This window comes from Methylotenera sp., assembly GCF_029945705.1.
Taxonomy (GTDB): Bacteria; Pseudomonadota; Gammaproteobacteria; order Burkholderiales; family Methylophilaceae; genus Methylotenera.
In genome coordinates, this window is sequence record NZ_JAQSDC010000019.1 from 1 (window position 1) to 16,103 (window position 16,103).

Annotated in this window: 15 protein-coding genes; 5 read left to right on the forward strand and 10 right to left on the reverse strand. The window is 39.6% G+C overall.

The annotated features are described in order from the left end of the window. Positions 1 to 243 precede the first annotated feature (243 nt). On the reverse strand, positions 244 to 516 hold the full coding sequence (locus PSU78_RS04825; RefSeq protein ID WP_300385072.1) for an oxidative damage protection protein: 273 nt from the start codon (positions 514 to 516) through the stop codon (positions 244 to 246). A gap of 111 nt (positions 517 to 627) precedes the next feature. Between PSU78_RS04825 and PSU78_RS04830 the strand changes: the two genes are divergently transcribed. After that, complete coding sequence (locus PSU78_RS04830) at positions 628 to 1,008, forward strand: diacylglycerol kinase (RefSeq protein ID WP_300385074.1); 381 nt, start codon at positions 628 to 630, stop codon at positions 1,006 to 1,008. Between the two features lie 54 nt (positions 1,009 to 1,062). On the opposite strand, the gene PSU78_RS04835 is transcribed toward PSU78_RS04830, so the two are convergent. Further along, complete coding sequence (locus PSU78_RS04835) at positions 1,063 to 1,524, reverse strand: GFA family protein (RefSeq protein ID WP_300385077.1); 462 nt, start codon at positions 1,522 to 1,524, stop codon at positions 1,063 to 1,065. Positions 1,525 to 1,590: 66 nt separating this feature from the next. Further along, on the reverse strand, positions 1,591 to 2,400 hold the full coding sequence (locus PSU78_RS04840; protein WP_300385080.1) for an oxidoreductase: 810 nt from the start codon (positions 2,398 to 2,400) through the stop codon (positions 1,591 to 1,593). A 234-nt stretch (positions 2,401 to 2,634) separates the two neighbouring features. On the opposite strand from PSU78_RS04840, the gene PSU78_RS04845 reads away from it, so the two are divergent. Then, entirely contained in the window at positions 2,635 to 3,216 is a 582-nt protein-coding gene (locus PSU78_RS04845; RefSeq protein ID WP_300385083.1) for a TetR/AcrR family transcriptional regulator, read from the forward strand. 286 nt (positions 3,217 to 3,502) lie between these two features. Here PSU78_RS04845 and PSU78_RS04850 read toward each other — a convergent pair whose 3' ends face one another. Beyond that, positions 3,503 to 4,231, reverse strand: a complete 729-nt coding sequence (locus PSU78_RS04850; RefSeq protein ID WP_300385085.1) for a Crp/Fnr family transcriptional regulator — start codon at positions 4,229 to 4,231, stop codon at positions 3,503 to 3,505. Between the two features lie 292 nt (positions 4,232 to 4,523). Between PSU78_RS04850 and PSU78_RS04855 the strand changes: the two genes are divergently transcribed. The 3 genes from PSU78_RS04855 to PSU78_RS04865 all read left to right on the forward strand — a co-directional run bounded on the left by PSU78_RS04855 (position 4,524) and on the right by PSU78_RS04865 (position 7,276). Then, the gene (locus PSU78_RS04855) at positions 4,524 to 5,846 is read left to right on the forward strand and encodes a diguanylate cyclase (protein WP_300385088.1); all 1,323 of its coding nucleotides are present in this window, start codon (positions 4,524 to 4,526) and stop codon (positions 5,844 to 5,846) included. Positions 5,847 to 5,944: 98 nt separating this feature from the next. Continuing rightward, positions 5,945 to 6,868: a YihY/virulence factor BrkB family protein gene (locus PSU78_RS04860; RefSeq protein WP_300385091.1), complete on the forward strand. Its 924-nt coding sequence runs from the start codon at positions 5,945 to 5,947 to the stop codon at positions 6,866 to 6,868. A 216-nt stretch (positions 6,869 to 7,084) separates the two neighbouring features. Beyond that, positions 7,085 to 7,276, forward strand: coding sequence for a Thivi_2564 family membrane protein (locus tag PSU78_RS04865; protein ID WP_300385094.1), 192 nt, complete (start codon positions 7,085 to 7,087; stop codon positions 7,274 to 7,276). 165 nt (positions 7,277 to 7,441) lie between these two features. Here PSU78_RS04865 and pgaD read toward each other — a convergent pair whose 3' ends face one another. The 6 genes from pgaD to xerC all read right to left on the reverse strand — a co-directional run bounded on the left by pgaD (position 7,442) and on the right by xerC (position 16,062). Continuing rightward, the gene (gene pgaD / locus PSU78_RS04870) at positions 7,442 to 7,885 is read right to left on the reverse strand and encodes a poly-beta-1,6-N-acetyl-D-glucosamine biosynthesis protein PgaD (protein WP_300385096.1); all 444 of its coding nucleotides are present in this window, start codon (positions 7,883 to 7,885) and stop codon (positions 7,442 to 7,444) included. Further along, a complete protein-coding gene (gene pgaC, locus PSU78_RS04875) occupies positions 7,882 to 9,153 on the reverse strand; it encodes a poly-beta-1,6-N-acetyl-D-glucosamine synthase (protein ID WP_300385099.1) in 1,272 nt (423 codons plus the stop codon). The genes pgaD and pgaC overlap by 4 nt, the downstream gene beginning before the upstream one ends. A 34-nt stretch (positions 9,154 to 9,187) precedes the next feature. Continuing rightward, positions 9,188 to 11,149, reverse strand: coding sequence for a poly-beta-1,6-N-acetyl-D-glucosamine N-deacetylase PgaB (gene pgaB, locus PSU78_RS04880; protein WP_300385102.1), 1,962 nt, complete (start codon positions 11,147 to 11,149; stop codon positions 9,188 to 9,190). Next, positions 11,149 to 13,566: a poly-beta-1,6 N-acetyl-D-glucosamine export porin PgaA gene (gene pgaA, locus PSU78_RS04885; RefSeq protein WP_300385105.1), complete on the reverse strand. Its 2,418-nt coding sequence runs from the start codon at positions 13,564 to 13,566 to the stop codon at positions 11,149 to 11,151. The genes pgaB and pgaA overlap by 1 nt, the downstream gene beginning before the upstream one ends. 940 nt (positions 13,567 to 14,506) lie before the next feature. Further along, positions 14,507 to 15,091, reverse strand: a complete 585-nt coding sequence (locus tag PSU78_RS04890) for a Fe-Mn family superoxide dismutase (RefSeq protein WP_300385108.1) — start codon at positions 15,089 to 15,091, stop codon at positions 14,507 to 14,509. A gap of 89 nt (positions 15,092 to 15,180) precedes the next feature. Beyond that, positions 15,181 to 16,062, reverse strand: coding sequence for a tyrosine recombinase XerC (gene xerC, locus PSU78_RS04895; RefSeq protein ID WP_300385110.1), 882 nt, complete (start codon positions 16,060 to 16,062; stop codon positions 15,181 to 15,183). Between the last annotated feature and the right edge of the window lie 41 nt (positions 16,063 to 16,103).

Consider the following 16,103-nt stretch of genomic DNA (forward strand, 5'->3'; position numbering starts at 1 on the left):
ATAAAACAATGGGTTAAGAAACATATGGGCTAGTTATCTAGGACAGCCCCTAAAATAAATATGATATTTAACATCCATCTGGGATCTAGTGTCAGTAACCCCATCCAACCTAACATTAGAACTCCAAGTCCAGGGTATGAGCTGCCACCATGTGAACACTGAAATGCAGGGAAAAATAGGCTTGATAAAAACGCTAATAATCCGACGAGTGTAAGTATTAGAGTTTTTCTATTTCTCATTAAGCTAACTCTTTGGAGGTACATACCCAGTGGCCATATCCGCACCTTCACCAAAAAAGTACTTTTCAGTTTGCTCGGTTAAATACTTACGTGCAGACGGGTCTGCCAAGCTTAGGCGGTTTTCATTCACTAACATGGTTTGTTGTTTTAGCCATGCTGCCCATGCTTCTTTACTCACGCTTAAATAAATGCGTTTGCCAAGTTCACCTGGGTAGGGAGGAAAGTCCATGCCATCTGCTTCTTTACCTAATTTGATACAATTGACTGTGCGTGCCATTTTCAATGCCTTATGTACTGAATAAAAGCACTATGATAACGCAAGGCTTTAAGTGCTGCGAGTAAGCATGCTAATATTGCGCGATTATTTAATGAAGAAAGTCTAGAAAACATGAAATCTAGTATGGAAAGTCCGTTTAAAGGCAAAACTGGTTTACGTCGTTTGATTAACGCATTTGGTTATTCAATAGAAGGTTTTAAAGCGGCGTTTAAGCATGAGGATGCGTTTCGGCAAGAGGTATTTTTAGCGATTGTATTAATTCCATTGGCATTTTATTTGGGTAAAACTTCCATTGAAAAGGCCTTGATGATTGCCAGTGTGATATTGGTCATGATTGTGGAGTTGTTGAATTCTGCGGTTGAAGCGGCGGTAGATCATACTTCGACAGAGCATCATGCGCTTGCAAAACGCGCTAAAGATATTGGCAGTGCAGCGGTGTTTTTTGCACTGTCGATAGTATTGGTGGTGTGGGGCTTGGTGCTATTGGGGTAGTTTGATTTAACGTATGTAAAGTAAAAAGGCCGCCATTGCGGCCTTTTTACCTTTTTAAAATGATTGAATCAGCATTTTGCTGATTGCAATTTGGCTCCTAAAATAACCACTATGCTTAGGTAAATTGTCTAAAGCTTCCTTTACGTGCCTGTTATAAAAGAGGTGCATTTGCGGAGAGGGCAACAGCACTTTAGATTCAAAATTACTGGTAGGAATAAAAGCCCATTTTAATGGCCCCAAGCCACCAAACTCCACTACTGGTTTCTTGCAGTTTAGGCAGAGTCCGCGATCAATGTTAGGTGGAGGACGATATTTCTTGAATGAAATATTATCAGCGTTTATCAGTCTAAGGTGTTTTGCGCGAACGATAGTCATATCAGCATATGGCTTGCCAGTAAATGCTTGGCAAATTGTGCAATGACAAATAAAGCGTGTTGTTGGAGTGACACTTAGTTCAAAGGCGCAAGTGCCACACTCGCATGCACCATGCAGTTTGGGTGTTGTGTAAGATGTCATACGTGTACCTTTAGTTTATTTTGCATGTTTTCACTGCTGTGGGCAGTTTGTGCATGGCAACATTTTCTACGCGTCTAGACGCAAATCTTTTCTAAGCCCAGCATCCAGTAAGAATGTAGGTGCAAATCTACGCAAAAATTTCAGTTGGCAGGCGAGACCACCAGCGGTGTACTTTAGTTTTGGGCTAGTGGCATTGGCTGCTTTTAATACAGTATCGGCCACCACACTAGGCTCGTCTCCACTTTCGACTAACGTTTTCACTCTGACATTTAATGCAGCACGAATTGTTCCATACTCATCAAGCTTCGCATCTGGCTCTAGTAAGTTCGAATCGAAGCCTGTCTTTGTATAGGCTGGTTGAATGGTTGATACGCGGATACCTCTGGTGCGTAGTTCATGGTCAAGGGATTCTGAATAACCCTCAACTGCATGCTTGGTTGCGGCATACAGTGCCATGTATGGCGCTGGCAAGAAACCAAGCACAGAACTGATGTTGAGAATGCGACCGCCACCTTGTTTGCGCATGTGTGGCACCACGGCACTAGTCATTCGTAATATGCCATAGAAATTGGTGTCGAAAATGCACTGGGCTTGCTCAATGGTGCTTTCCTCAGCGCTAGCGGGGGCGACACCAAAGCCAGCATTGTTAACGAGTAAATCAATTCGGCCTTCCTTGCGAATTAACTCAGCAACGGCACCTGCTACCGATTCATCGCTGGTCACATCTAGAGCTAACATCTCGAACAATTGCTTGCCCGCTTGAGCGCCTCGTCTGCTTGTGCCGTAAACTTTATAGCCAGCGTTTGCGAGCCGCTCTGCCGTAGCTTTGCCTATGCCTGATGAGGCGCCTGTCACTAATGCAATTTTATTTTTCATCTTATCTTTCCTTTTCATCCATATTGAGTGCTAATTTTTAAAGTAGACGCCTTTTATATTGTTACCATCATATAAAAGCCTAATTAAAAAGCAAAGTTAGGCTTTTAACCTATGATTTAATTAAGTTAATTTATTAAATTATGTTCATCATATAATAATAAAAAGCTAGATGCAAGTATTTATATGATAGTTGTAATATAATAGGGGTAATCAGTATTAACGATAGGAAAACTTATGCGCTACGACAATGAGCACAAACAGCGTACTCATCAAAAATTAATAGAAGAGGCCTCAATCGCAATTCGTGAGCATGGGCCAGAAAATATAAGCGTTGCAGCGCTCATGGCTAAAGTGGGCTTAACGCATGGCGGCTTCTATGCGCACTTTAAATCTAAAGATGACCTTGTGGCAGAAGCTATCACATTTATACTTGAGCAGCGCGTAGAAGCTTTTGAGAAAAGTTTGAATGGCGCAGATCTTTCTGCGGCACTTGAAAATTATATTGATTCATATTTGAGTCCTAAGCACCGTGATATGCGGGACAAAGGATGTGCAATAGTTGCGCTTAATGGCGATGTCGCACGCATGTCAAACGATACCAAAGCACGTTTTGAGTTAGGTATACAGCGCACAGTCAATATTCTATCTGACATTTTAATTAAGTTAAATAAGCCAGATCCAGAGGAGTTGGCTGCCTCAGTGCTGACTGAAATGGTCGGTGCGCTTGCCATTTCACGTACCATGTATAACTCAGAATTAGCAGTATGGTTATTAAATAATACGTGCTCTAATGTCAGAAAAAGACTTGGTCTATAAGACTATGCTTTCAGAAGTAAGGCTGAGTAAGTTTAATGCCAAACCTACTTTGTAACGAGCTGATAATTAGCAATGAAAAGCACAAAGAAAAGGCCCTAGGTTATTAATCTAGGGCCCTTTTAGTTACGTATTAATTATTACTATTTTTTGCCTGCTAGCTTGATATAAACCTTCACACATCACCTTCGCTGTATTGGTAGCTTTTTGTGCATTCTAAATGGAAAAGCTCGTATCAAAAGTTAAAAAATTACTATTCGATAGTTCTCCTAGTGAAACTTAAAAGAAGTTAATTTTTAACATCTGGAAGCAAGCGCTCATACTCTTTAGTTACAGATGCATAACACTCACATACTCGCTTCTCAAGTTTGGCGCGACTTAATACTGTAATACGCCCACGTGTATAAGTTATTAAGCCATCCTTTTGTAACTTACCCGCAACATCAGTCACACTTTCTCTACGTACGCCCAATAATCTTGCGATTAATTCTTGTGTTATTACAACTTGATTTACGTGCATTCTGTCGATACTCATCAATAACCAGCGACATAGCTGCTGATCTAGTGAGTGGTGTTGATTACATACCGCAGTTTGAGAGGTCTGAGCAATTAAAGCCTGTGTGTAAAGTAGTGCAATTTTCTGCAGTGGACCACCAAGAGCAAATTCTCGCTTTAAAATTGCCCTACTTAACCGAAAAGCATAACCTGCACATTGCACTTCAGTGCTACTGGGCATACTTTCACCGCCCATATAAATGGAAATGCCAATCATCCCTTCGTTACCAACAATCGCAATTTCACTTGAGGAACCGTCTTCTAGCCCATAAATTAGCGAAACAATTCCACTAATTGGAAAGTGAACGAACTTTACGTGATCGCCAGCTTCAGAGATCTTCCATCCAAGTGGCATCTCTACAAGCTCTAGATCGGGTAAAATCCTTTCGTAATCTAACTTGGGTAATGCAGCAAGAATGTTATTTTCTCTAGGGTCTTGCGTAGGTTTGATTAATTTTGTCATATGTAGATTCTAGTGATGCGCTTTCGAATGGACATATCGAGTTAGACCTATTTAAAGGTTTTATAGATGCACGTTCTAGCCAGTTAATATAAATGTCATATTATCCTTGATATTCACAAAGCGAGATAATAACTTTATAGAATTCTGGAGTAAATTACTCTCTTTACGAACTTTTGTTTATACAGGATTAATATAGAACGTTTAAAAGTTTTAATTTAAATCAATAGGCTTTAGCTTTTCTCATTTACCGATATACTCAACTCTAATTAAACTTATCCATTAAGAGTGCTCCATGCAACTTGCCAGTTTCATCCAAGCTAATATCGAACACATTCTCCAGGCATGGGAAGAGTTTGCGTCCAGCATTAACTCTGCTAATGATCTCAATAAGTCAGGACTACGCGATCACGCTAAAAAGATGTTAATGGATATTGTTACCGATTTAGGTACGCATCAGACGAAACGAGAGCAGTCGGACAAATCAAAAGGTATTGAATCAACCAACAACAAAAAGAAAGCCTCAGTAGACCATGGCATTGAGCGTTTGGAGGCTGGCTTCAGCATAGATGAAACTGTGTCTGAATTCAGGGCGTTACGAGCGAGTGTTATAGCGCTATGGGTTAAGTCAAACTGTGATTTCCAGCAAACTGATATCCAAGATATAACAAGATTTAATGAAGCCATTGATCAAGCAGTGACTGAGTCTATCATCAGTTATTCAAGACAAAAAGAATTACAAAGTCGTCTTTTCGGTACAGTCCTTTCGGCATCATCCGACCAAATTTTTATTTTCGACATTGAGCGTAAGTTTACTTACGCTAATAAAGCAGGGTTGGATGTTTACGAAACATCGCGTGAGATGATCATTGGTAAAACCTATCCTGATCTTAGATTTACCTTTGCTAAAGAGATACATCAATGGCTTAAGAAAGTTATTCACACAGAGAAAATAGTGAGCGGTGAAATTGTGCACCCTTCTAAGGCAGGTAATAAGAGGGTGTTTGAATATATTTTCTCCCCAGTGATGAACAAAAATGCTCAAGTAGAGGCTGTAGTTGGCATATCTCGCGACATTACGGAACGTAAAGCTTCAGAAGAGTTAAGTTGGCACAAGGCTAATTATGATGAGCTTACTGGTTTACCGAATCGCCGGCTATTTCAAGATCGACTAAAACAAGATATAAAGCATGCTGAAAGAACCGCTCTTCCTATCGTTTTGATGTTCATCGATTTAGATCATTTCAAGGAGGTCAATGATGAGCATGGGCACGACGCGGGAGATGACTTATTGCAACAGGTCTCAAAACGTATCAATGCATGTATTCGAAAAGCAGATACTGTTGCCCGTCTAGGTGGCGATGAGTTTACCGTTATCCTGACTGAAATTGATGGGGTCGAGCAGATAAAAAGTCTAAGTCAAAAAATTGTAAAGCAACTAGCCAAACCCTTTAAATTAAAAGATAAAACTGCAAAGATCTCTTGTAGCATAGGTGTGGCTTATTACCCCAAAGACGGCTCTAGTTCAGAACAACTAATAAAAAATGCTGACAAAGCTATGTACAAAGCTAAAGGCGCGGGACGTAATCAGGTAAGTTTTTTTCGCCAAAGTAAATAATATTAGAATACAAAATGCGCTACTAAAGCGGGTGAAGTCCATTGCTGGGTTAACAAGTAAAAACAAACTCTGACCAGATTTTTAAAGGACACATCAAGATGAAGTTTATTAAAGCATTATTGGTACTTTTTACAGACTCGTTTTTTTCATGGCTAGATCACCGTGGTGCCAGTAAAGGCGCTGCTCTTGCATTCTATGCACTATTCTCTCTTGCGCCAATATTAATCCTAACAATTGCGGTAGCTGGCTTCTTTTTTGGCGATGCCGCGGCACAAGGGCAAATTATTCATCAGATAGAAAACTTAGTTGGTCATAATGGCGCTGTAGCCATACAAGCAATATTAGCTGCTGCAAAAGATCCTGCAGGTGAACAGTTAACCACATTGGTAGCTATAGTACTTTTATTAATAGGCGCTACCAGTGTATTTACAGAGTTAAAGGCTAGCTTAGACGAGCTATGGGGCGTGCCAAAATCGAAGCTGTCAGCAATGAGTATATTGCTAAGAACACGCCTATTGTCATTCGGACTTGTATTAGTACTCACTTTTTTACTTCTAATTTCGCTGGTAGTCAGCACATTGTTGAGCGTGTTTGAACAATATGTAGGCAGCATATGGGGTGGTTCAGCACTATTATTTACAATATTGACATCATTTATTTCATTCTGCGTCATTGCGTGCCTGTTTGCTGTCATCTATAAAATACTGCCAGATAAGCGACTATCTTGGCAAGATGTTGCTATTGGCTCTATATTTACCGCTTGCTTGTTCACGCTTGGTAAATATCTCATTGGTCTCTATATTAGTAAGAGCGCGGTTGCCTCAAGTTTTGGTGCAGCAGGCTCAGTCATTGCTATATTAATTTGGGTATATTATTCAGCTCAAATTTTATTTTTGGGCGCTGAATTTACTCGACAATTTGCTTTACGTTTTGGAAGCTTAAAGCAATACAAACAACAACAGCTTGAACTTGATAGGGTAAATGCAAATCCGCTTAAATGCTCAGTAGACTCTAAAAATTAATGAGTGTGTTTTTTAAGAAGTAACGGTAGATAAGAGCTCAAGTCAGTCGCATACCTACAATCTCTTCAAAAATTTTACTCTATGAGTCTCAATTAAAGTTTTAAGTTGATGATCTACATTTTACTAATCAAATATGAACTGTACGCTTACGCACATACCTAGTGTGAAAGAGTTGTTATTCTGATACTCATCTTAATTTTAAAGAAAATTGAAAATATGAACATCATAATAAATTTAATTGTGTATTTAGTTGTTTTTGGACTTATTTGGTGGTTAGTCAGTTTATTGCCACTACCTGCGCCTATTGCTCAGATTGTTCGTGTGCTGTTTCTTGTTTTGCTGATTTTGATTATTCTGACGGCTGTGGGAATACTTCCAGGCCACTATCTACCACCAATACGTCTTTAATTAATCCTAATTTAAAACTTACTAAGTTATATGCCGTCCTGATATGGCTTATAACTTAGTAATTTAAACTAACAAAATTAGCATTTTCCAATCAAATGAATTCAGCTGGCTTTTAATTTGGATCTCAAAATAAGTTCATACTAAATCAATAGTAATCTTAACTTCCTAATATTGATTAAATTCAGAAATGCCGCCTTTTTCATTGAAATGTACAGTGATCGATTTTTTTTGCCTAAGCAGCGTTAAATGATAGGTATCCAAATTATACTTTTCCGCCACTTCAGCAACACTCAATTCGTTATTATCTAATCTTCTGATTCTGTTCTTAAAGCGCATACGATTAATTTCCGCCCAACCTATTAAGATCATACTAATAATCAAAATGACTGCAGAATACACACCCAACTTGTCTACAAGGCTTTTATAACCTTCTAACTCTATCATATTGGTATGGAATAACTTTACGCCTACCCACCATACGACTAGGGTAATCAGTGGCACCCACAAGTAAACGTAAAACATCCAAAAAGCAAATGTTACAGACTTCCAACCATAACGTTGCGTCATAGATTGTAATTCAGGTCTTTCTATAATCAATGAATTTTTCATAGTGTTCTTTCATTTTGATGAATGCCTCGATCTGGGCTAGTCCAAGTTGCACGTTTGTTTCGGTCTTTAAAAAATGCAGTTGGCAAACCCACCACAGTGGTTGCTACCGACAGCATCCAAAAGAGCATGGGGTACCAAATCATCCAATAATAATATCGGCGTATTTGCGGTTCATAACGGCTGTCGATGAACAAGCTAACAGCAAACTGTAATAAGCAAGTCACTGCAAGTATGGTGCCATTCCAGCCTGGTACTATAGAAGTAACTTGCAGGTAATTTGGCAAATCAATGAAGTTGCCAAGAATCCATAATATAAAAATGACGCACATTAAATATGCCCAAATGATACTGACTACTAGCTCGGTATAGATCGGCCACATGCGACGTTTTTTAACATCACTGAAAATATCTTTAAATTTGAACAGTACTTCTGCTCCGCCCTGCGCCCAGCGAACTCGCTGCTTCCACAGACCTTTTAAAGTTTCAGGCATCAATATCCAGCAAAGCGCATTAGGTTCGTATCTCACATCGTAATAATGGGTCTGCATCTTCCAGCTAATATCAATATCCTCTGTCACCATATTGGTGCTCCAATAGCCGACTTGGTGTAATGCAGATTTTCGAAATGCTGCTACAACGCCCGAAACAGTAAACACACGACCGTATACTCGTTGAGCACGCTTAATAAGCCCAATCACTGCAGAAAACTCTCCGACCTGCAGCTTACCTAGCATGGTAGATCGATTCCGAATTCTTGGATTCCCTGTCACTGCACCCACTCTAGATCCAGACACAAAATGACGCATCATCCACGTGATACAGTTGCGATCAAGGACTGCATCGCCATCAATGCACACTAAATATTCACTGGATGACATCATGGTGCCAACCGTTAGCGCCATGGCTTTGCCTTGATTACTAGAGAGCTGGATCGCTTTCACATTAGGTTGCTTTGCAGCAATATCATCAATAATTACACCAGTGTCATCTGTGCTGCCATCATTGATTAAAATTACGTCGTAATTAGGATAATTAAGGTCTAGTAGTGCGCCAATCGTCTCATACGCATTAGCGCCTTCATTAAAGCAAGGCACCAAAATACTGACGAAAGGATACTCGGTTAATACGGGAGGCGTGTCATATAAAGGCTCTTTACGTTCCTTGCTGATGTAGTAATACAGAGCACCTACCATCCATAAATACGCCATAAACAATGGATAATAAAATGCAAACCCGAATAACCATTCTGATAAATGTTGATACCACATATTAGATTTCACCCTTAAATAGCTTCATATTTTCTTATTTATCCGTGGGCAAATAGGGAAAGTCTCTTGCTGAGATGTATGGACGAATTACGTTTAAATCTGGTTGGTTATTTAAAAAGTCATCGGGGTAATAGCCAACATGCCGAGCACCAGAGTCACCTAATAATTGAAATTGTTGCTTTAGGGTGTCTGAAGATAAATATAGCTTCGTATTCCAGTTTTTAGCTTGAAGTTCAAAAACTGTTTTTTGCAAGCCAGTTTTACTCTCGCTTACTTTTGCGACTAAGGTTTTTAACCATGCTTTAGTGTCATTGGCATTTTCCATGAAGGGCATAGCCATTACAGCGGTGTAGTCGTAAGTAGCTAGAAAATTTTCATAATTTTGGCTTAACCAACGTTCGCTATCTGGATTTAACACTGCTGAGGCATATATGTTTCGTGCAGTTTTTATACCCGGTTGATACTTTTTAAGGGTATTGGCTAACTCAACTGTAAAGTCCGTTAACTGCTTACTTTTTAAGGTTATTAACTTTTTAGATTCTGCTGTGCTTTTCTTAATTTCTGCAATACCACCAGCCAATTTGAAATCTTTTTGATAAGCCACACGTGCGAATTTACTATCGTCTTCATCCTCAGATAACATGGCATCATCGTGGAATAAGATTCCTGAGAACTTGGTATAAGTCCCTAAATCACTGTAGATATCTTTGATGATTTGTCTGGCCTGAATGGAATACGGTGATAAACGTTTGTATGAATTTTTATCAGCTAATGGTTTAGCAGAAACTACTTGTAGAGAAGCTTGCAGTTTTTTATCTTTTAACTCAAATGCTAGCACTGGCATCCAGGCATAAACTTTCACGTTAGCCCTAGTCATCAGTTGCCAAGACACTCTACTGAATATGTCGGCACGCACTTCAATATGTCGATTTGGGAAATACAATGCCTCAGCTACACCATCTCCGTTTAAGTCTGAAAATGCTTGTAGATAAACCGTTGTTGGCGCTAATGACTTTATTCTATCGATTAATATGTCGATATTACGATTCATTTGCTCAGCGTTTTTATCATAGACATAATCCAAGTCAATATGCATCACGCGCTGAGCATCAATAGGTAAGGGATGCATTTCAATTTCCGACAATAGTTTCTCAGTCGGATTTGCACCAATTAAATATCGATCAATTTGCATTAAATTGCTAGTACTAGCATTTTCTTCATCCCTTAACGTTAGTGTCAGTGGCATGCCTGTATCAACGGCCAATTGAGTGGCTATCTCGTTGTATGCGCCATATGGCCATACCATTACTCGAGGTGGCTTTCCAGTAAGACTCCGTATGTACTCATTATTTTTGATGAAATCTTGCTTGATGCGATTGCGATAATCGACTTCAGCTTCATACTGTTTTGTTTCAGGGTCATACTGCAAAGTCACTGCTGCTGGCATTTTATTGCCTTGTGGATTAGCTAATATTCCTTGATGTAAATTGTAAGTGTGAGATGCGAACTCCACTAAACCAGAATTAGCCATTTCTCTGATTTGCTGGGTAGTCAAAAAGTGTGAACGTTGGATTTTCTCATCTCCATACTCCACCAACTTTCCATTTTCAACTTGCAACCAACTGCCAACAATGGCTGAAACTGCAGGAAACTGATATAACTTGAGCAATGGATAAACGCGTGTATAAAAGCTTTCATAACCATCATCAAAAGTTAACAAAATAGGCTTTTGAGGTAACGGTTTCTTACCAGATTGTGCATTTAACACATCATCAATGCTGATTGGATGATAGCCATGCGCCTGTAACCAAGCAAAATGACGTGACATATTTTTAGTTGATATTGTTGTATCCTCTTGATCAAGGTCGCCATCGACAACATCTTTAACATCATGGTAACTAAGCACTTCAAACGATTGCGAAGCGGGATTGATATTAGCCGCGTATGCTGACGAAGTTAACATCATGAGTAATACGAATATATATTTTTTCATCATTAATACAGTAAATTTAATCTAGCAAAAAATTGGGTTGCAGTTTCATTAACACCATCATATGGATGACGACTTCGTTCAATGCCATAGTCAATCTCAAAAGCATCATCCCATTTAAACTGCTGTTCATAACTAACAGTCCAAGTTGAATCTGTGCCAAAGTTTTTCTGCCAGTATTGTCCTGCGCCTATTTGTAGGCGATGGCCAAATGAACGCTCGTAACGTCGCCATAGCATCCATTCGTTGTCTAGAATAATTTTTGTATCAAGGTCGCTCGCTGGATTAAAATAACTAACATCAACTTGTTTGTTGTGTGAGGTATCAACGAGTAAATGAGTCGTTAATTTATTATGAGGTTTTGTAATGAGTCGACGATCAAACGCTATATTGATAATTTCGCGTTGATTACTATCATCCATATTCATGTAACCCGCGACGATAGAGGCACGAGTTAAATCGCTCCATCGATATATGCTGCTAATATTTATTAAGTCTCCACTCTTGCCTGTTCTTAGCCCACGAAGCGGCATTTGGCTAGAATTGATATCTACCAAAGAGGCTAAAGACCAGTAATCATTAACACGATATTCAGCCGTCAAAGTAGAGGTAATGCCGTTATTGTTTGGTATAGCCTCACTCACTGCACCAGTTAAACGCCAATCTCTATTGGTATACTCCAAACCAATGCCAGGAAAAAACGCATGGCCAACGCCTTCGGGGTAGTTGGCATACGCATACTGAGTACTCAAAAATGCGCGATAGTTGTAATCAATTGGGCTTGAATATAAAACAGCATTTAAACCTTTACTGCGGCTACCTAGGGTAGAACCTGACGATTGGCTGGTAAAAGCATCCATTGTGAGTTGTCGACTCTTATGTAGTTGCAAGCGTCTATTGAGCTCTTGCACTGTTGAGTTTTCAGGGTAGTCACGTACTAAAGACTGTGTTTCAGCCTCTGCAACTCGCCATTCGCGTAGATCTAGATGTGCGTTAGCAAGAAGGGTTTTAGGCAAAATCTCATCTGGGTATTCCTGAATAGTTTTTGACATGCGCAGCTCAGTTTTTTCTGGCCATCCACGCCAGCGCTCAATTTCAGCCAAAGCTACATCAACATCATGATTCATTGGGCCGATATTATTGAGTGCTTGAAATTTAGCTTCAGCACCCGCCAAATCATCTCCATATGCAAGCAGATAGGCAGATTTGCTGTCCACTTCAAATTTTGCATCATTGGGTCTGATAACAGGATTTTTTGGTCTACTTCTATAATCAGGAACATCTTTTGATAAGCTGTTTAAAAGTTTGGATGCATCATCAAACCGCTCAAGCTCGATCAAGGTATAGAACTTAGAAAATTTGGTTTCTATATTGCTTGCATCTTTAGCGATTGATGCATCGTAAGCTTTAAGCGCTTCTTCTGGCATATGCTTGTATAGATAAGCATCCCCCACAGCACTCAAAACATAACTTGGTGCAGTAATATTAGCTTTCCCCAACTGTGAATATTGGTTAATAGCATCTTGCATACGGTAGCGATTACGAAGCGCCACTATGCGATCAAACGCCAAGTTTTGCTTGCTATCTGAATGTAAGTCAAGCGTATTCCAATCACATTGGCAGGCTTCATCTAGCTTTACCAACGCTTTATCGGTATCAGCAAAACGATTAGCAGGGTCTTTAACACTGTTTAGCCCCCATGCAATATAGAGTGCAGCAGCATCATTATTTATTTTGCCCACTTCATTTTTATCAACAGCATTTGGATACATCTCAACCAGCATCATTGCTTGCGTCGTTGCGCCAGCTTCTCTCGCGGCGATAATCAGCGACCTTGCTGCTTCTTTATCTTTATTATTCAGCGCTAAAATATGAGTGTTAGCGTCTATCACTACGACTGGTTGCTTAGTCTGCTGCCCAAAATAAGATAGGGCACGATAAACCTCAATATTATTCGGGTATGTTTGACGTAAAAGTGATAAATCTGAATTAGCGATATCGAATTCGTTCGCATCTATATGGTTAAGTACCATACCTAAAACTGGATCAAGATTACTTGGCTCACGTTGCTTCACTTGCCCGTACAACTTTAGCGCTTGAGCATAATTTCCAGAATCACGCGCGGCTCTCGCCAGCGCATTGATGCAATAAGTCGGAGCCACATTCAGGTCTATAGACTTTGCAAAATCTAATGCCTCCTGATTTTTGTTTGCCCAAGTAAGTACAACGATATAGTCAGCCTTTATACCAATATCATCGGGGAAGTCTTTAGTTAACTCTGCAAATGCCGCAAGCGCCTCATCAAAATGACCTTTTTTAGCTTTCGTGAGTGCTGTCTGGTGGCGTTCACTTGCACTAATATTCAAGTGATTAGTCTCAGCAGCAAATACGGGTATACAAAAACTGGTTAGTACAGACGTCAAAAGCATTGATACAAAAAATGATTTATTTAGACTCCAAACAAATTGATTCCATTTAAATAAATACAATTTTTCTATTACTCCAGATAACTAAAATCTCACAGGCTGAATAACTCAGTTGACTAAACCTACGAACATCAACAGCCCGCATTAATGTCTTATTAAGTAAGACTTAATTAACACACCAGCTATATGTTAAAAATGTTAAGTCTAGGTATAAACAGCTATCTGGAATCATCTATTACATAGTAAACTAAATGCTTAGCAGGTTTAGTTCGCTACCGAACATACTGGGACATGCCCTGTTTTTTTAGGCAAAGTTTCATCTTAATTAAAAGATATGAATATAATTAGGGTTAGTTAGTATTTTGCTGGGGGAGTTTAAATCTGAGGCAGTAATGCAAGTAAGAGGAGTTGGCTATAAGATTCAGAAATTTCTAAATAATTGCGTGCACATGCATAGAGGCTCAATCAATCTAGGTAAACATAGCGCTAATCATTAGTAAATACGGATCTAAGCGAGCTGTATTGAGTCGTGAGAACCTAAGATTAGGTGCTTAACTTGAGCGTAAAGAGGACGAGCTTAATCTTAAAATCTTACACGAAATAGTTTGCAAGTTACTCTCTGCAACATTCACATTGATAGGCTATTAGAGCGCACCCTAAACTTTTATAAACATTAGTTATTTATGCTGTATAGATTCGGCCTTAAATTCGGCTGTATATCTGATGCCCTTCATTATTAACTCTCCATTACAATTTTGACATTATGATATGTCTATCGAAACGGGTGACGTCCACACTTAATATTCCAGCAATTGAGCATGCTCTTAATTTATGTGCAATTGATAAATCAGGTCTAATCAAAACAAAAAAGCCCTAGAACAATGTCTAAGGCTTTAGGGTAAAGGTTACGTTTATATTCTCACCAAATAAATTAACTCTAGCTAGTAAAGTTAGCTGCTGCAAAATCCCAGTTGGCTAATGAAGCTAAGAACACTTCAACAAATTTAGCGCGCGCGTTGCGATAATCGATGTAATAAGCATGTTCCCAAACGTCGATAGTTAACAATGCTTTGTCGCCAGTGGTCAGTGGTGTACCCGCTGCGCCCATGTTAACGATGTCTACTGAGCCGTCTGCTTTTTTAACAAGCCATGTCCAACCTGAACCGAAGTTACCCACAGCTGAAGCTTGGAATGCTTTTTTGAAGTCATCAAAAGAACCCCATTTTGCATTGATAGCATCAGCCAAAGCACCTGTAGGAGCACCGCCGCCGTTTGGTTTCATGCTGCTCCAAAAGAAAGTGTGGTTCCAAATTTGTGCTGAGTTGTTGTAAACGCCGCCTGAAGATTTTTTGATGATTTCTTCTAAACTTGAATTTTCAAACTCTGTGCCTTTAATTAGGTTATTTAAGTTTGTTACATAAGTTTGGTGATGTTTGCCATAGTGGAACTCTAAAGTTTCTTCTGAAATATGTGGTGCTAAAGCTGTTTTTGCGTATGGTAGGGCTGGTAAAGTATGTTCCATGATGTGTTTCCTTTATCAATAAAAATTTGTGTACTTGGTATTTTGCCATACATTATGCTGGTATAGCAGACTAAATTAGTATGGTATTGCTACTTTTTTCTAGCTCTTGGGTGTGCTTTATCATATATGGAGGCTAAATGCTGAAAATCAAGATGCGTGTAGATCTGTGTGGTGCTGATGTTTGCATGACCTAACATTTCTTGCACAGCGCGTAAATCTTGGCTAGATTGAAGCACATGACTTGCAAAGCTGTGGCGTAGCATATGTGGATGCATACTGATATTGAGGCCTTGTTTGATAGACCATTCTTTTACGCGATATTGCACCGCTCGCGGTGTGATACGCTTACCTTGCTGCGTGACAAAAAGCGCATTGGGGTTGGATTCCGCAATTTTAATGAGTGCGCGGCTTTGTAGCCAAGTTTGAATGGCAGTAACGGCGTGGTTACCCATAGGTACAATGCGGGTTTTGTTGCCTTTACCTGTGACGGTAACGGTGCCTTCAGAAAAATCTAACATATTTATCTCTAAATTTACCAACTCAGCTAAACGTAAACCCGATGAATAGAATAACTCTAGAATGGCGTGATCTCGCCGTTCAAGCAGGCTATCACCTTTAATGTCTACAAACTTAACAGCTTGATCTGTTGAAAGCGCTACTGGCAAAGTTTTGGCTGATTTCGGCGCTCGTAAACCCATGACAGGATTTTGCAGATAACCTTTATGCTGCGTAAGGTAATGATAGAAGCCGCGCCAAGCAGAAAGTACGCGGGCAATAGTTTTGCTACTCAGTCCACGCCCATGCAGGCTGGCGATATAACGCCTGATTTGCGTATTGGTAATGGCATCTAAAGCGGTATTGTCAGCTAACGTTTCCAGTAACTGTAGGTCTCTGGAGTAGTTCTTTAGCGTGAGCGCACTTAGGCCGCGCTCGAAAGTTAAGTGTTTAAAGTAGTCGTCCAAGTGGTTCATTTAAGTGGATTATTGCCTATAGATGTACCTAAATATTATGC

Bases quoted from the DNA above. Each gene is read 5' to 3' on its own strand.
- PSU78_RS04825 (WP_300385072.1), bottom strand. From the start codon at position 516: ATGGCACGCACAGTCAATTGTATCAAATTAGGTAAAGAAGCAGATGGC.
- PSU78_RS04830 (WP_300385074.1), top strand. From the start codon at position 628: ATGAAATCTAGTATGGAAAGTCCGTTTAAAGGCAAAACTGGTTTACGT.
- PSU78_RS04835 (WP_300385077.1), bottom strand. From the start codon at position 1,524: ATGACATCTTACACAACACCCAAACTGCATGGTGCATGCGAGTGTGGC.
- PSU78_RS04840 (WP_300385080.1), bottom strand. From the start codon at position 2,400: ATGAAAAATAAAATTGCATTAGTGACAGGCGCCTCATCAGGCATAGGC.
- PSU78_RS04845 (WP_300385083.1), top strand. From the start codon at position 2,635: ATGCGCTACGACAATGAGCACAAACAGCGTACTCATCAAAAATTAATA.
- PSU78_RS04850 (WP_300385085.1), bottom strand. From the start codon at position 4,231: ATGACAAAATTAATCAAACCTACGCAAGACCCTAGAGAAAATAACATT.
- PSU78_RS04855 (WP_300385088.1), top strand. From the start codon at position 4,524: ATGCAACTTGCCAGTTTCATCCAAGCTAATATCGAACACATTCTCCAG.
- PSU78_RS04860 (WP_300385091.1), top strand. From the start codon at position 5,945: ATGAAGTTTATTAAAGCATTATTGGTACTTTTTACAGACTCGTTTTTT.
- PSU78_RS04865 (WP_300385094.1), top strand. From the start codon at position 7,085: ATGAACATCATAATAAATTTAATTGTGTATTTAGTTGTTTTTGGACTT.
- pgaD (WP_300385096.1), bottom strand. From the start codon at position 7,885: ATGAAAAATTCATTGATTATAGAAAGACCTGAATTACAATCTATGACG.
- pgaC (WP_300385099.1), bottom strand. From the start codon at position 9,153: ATGTGGTATCAACATTTATCAGAATGGTTATTCGGGTTTGCATTTTAT.
- pgaB (WP_300385102.1), bottom strand. From the start codon at position 11,149: ATGATGAAAAAATATATATTCGTATTACTCATGATGTTAACTTCGTCA.
- PSU78_RS04890 (WP_300385108.1), bottom strand. From the start codon at position 15,091: ATGGAACATACTTTACCAGCCCTACCATACGCAAAAACAGCTTTAGCA.
- xerC (WP_300385110.1), bottom strand. From the start codon at position 16,062: ATGAACCACTTGGACGACTACTTTAAACACTTAACTTTCGAGCGCGGC.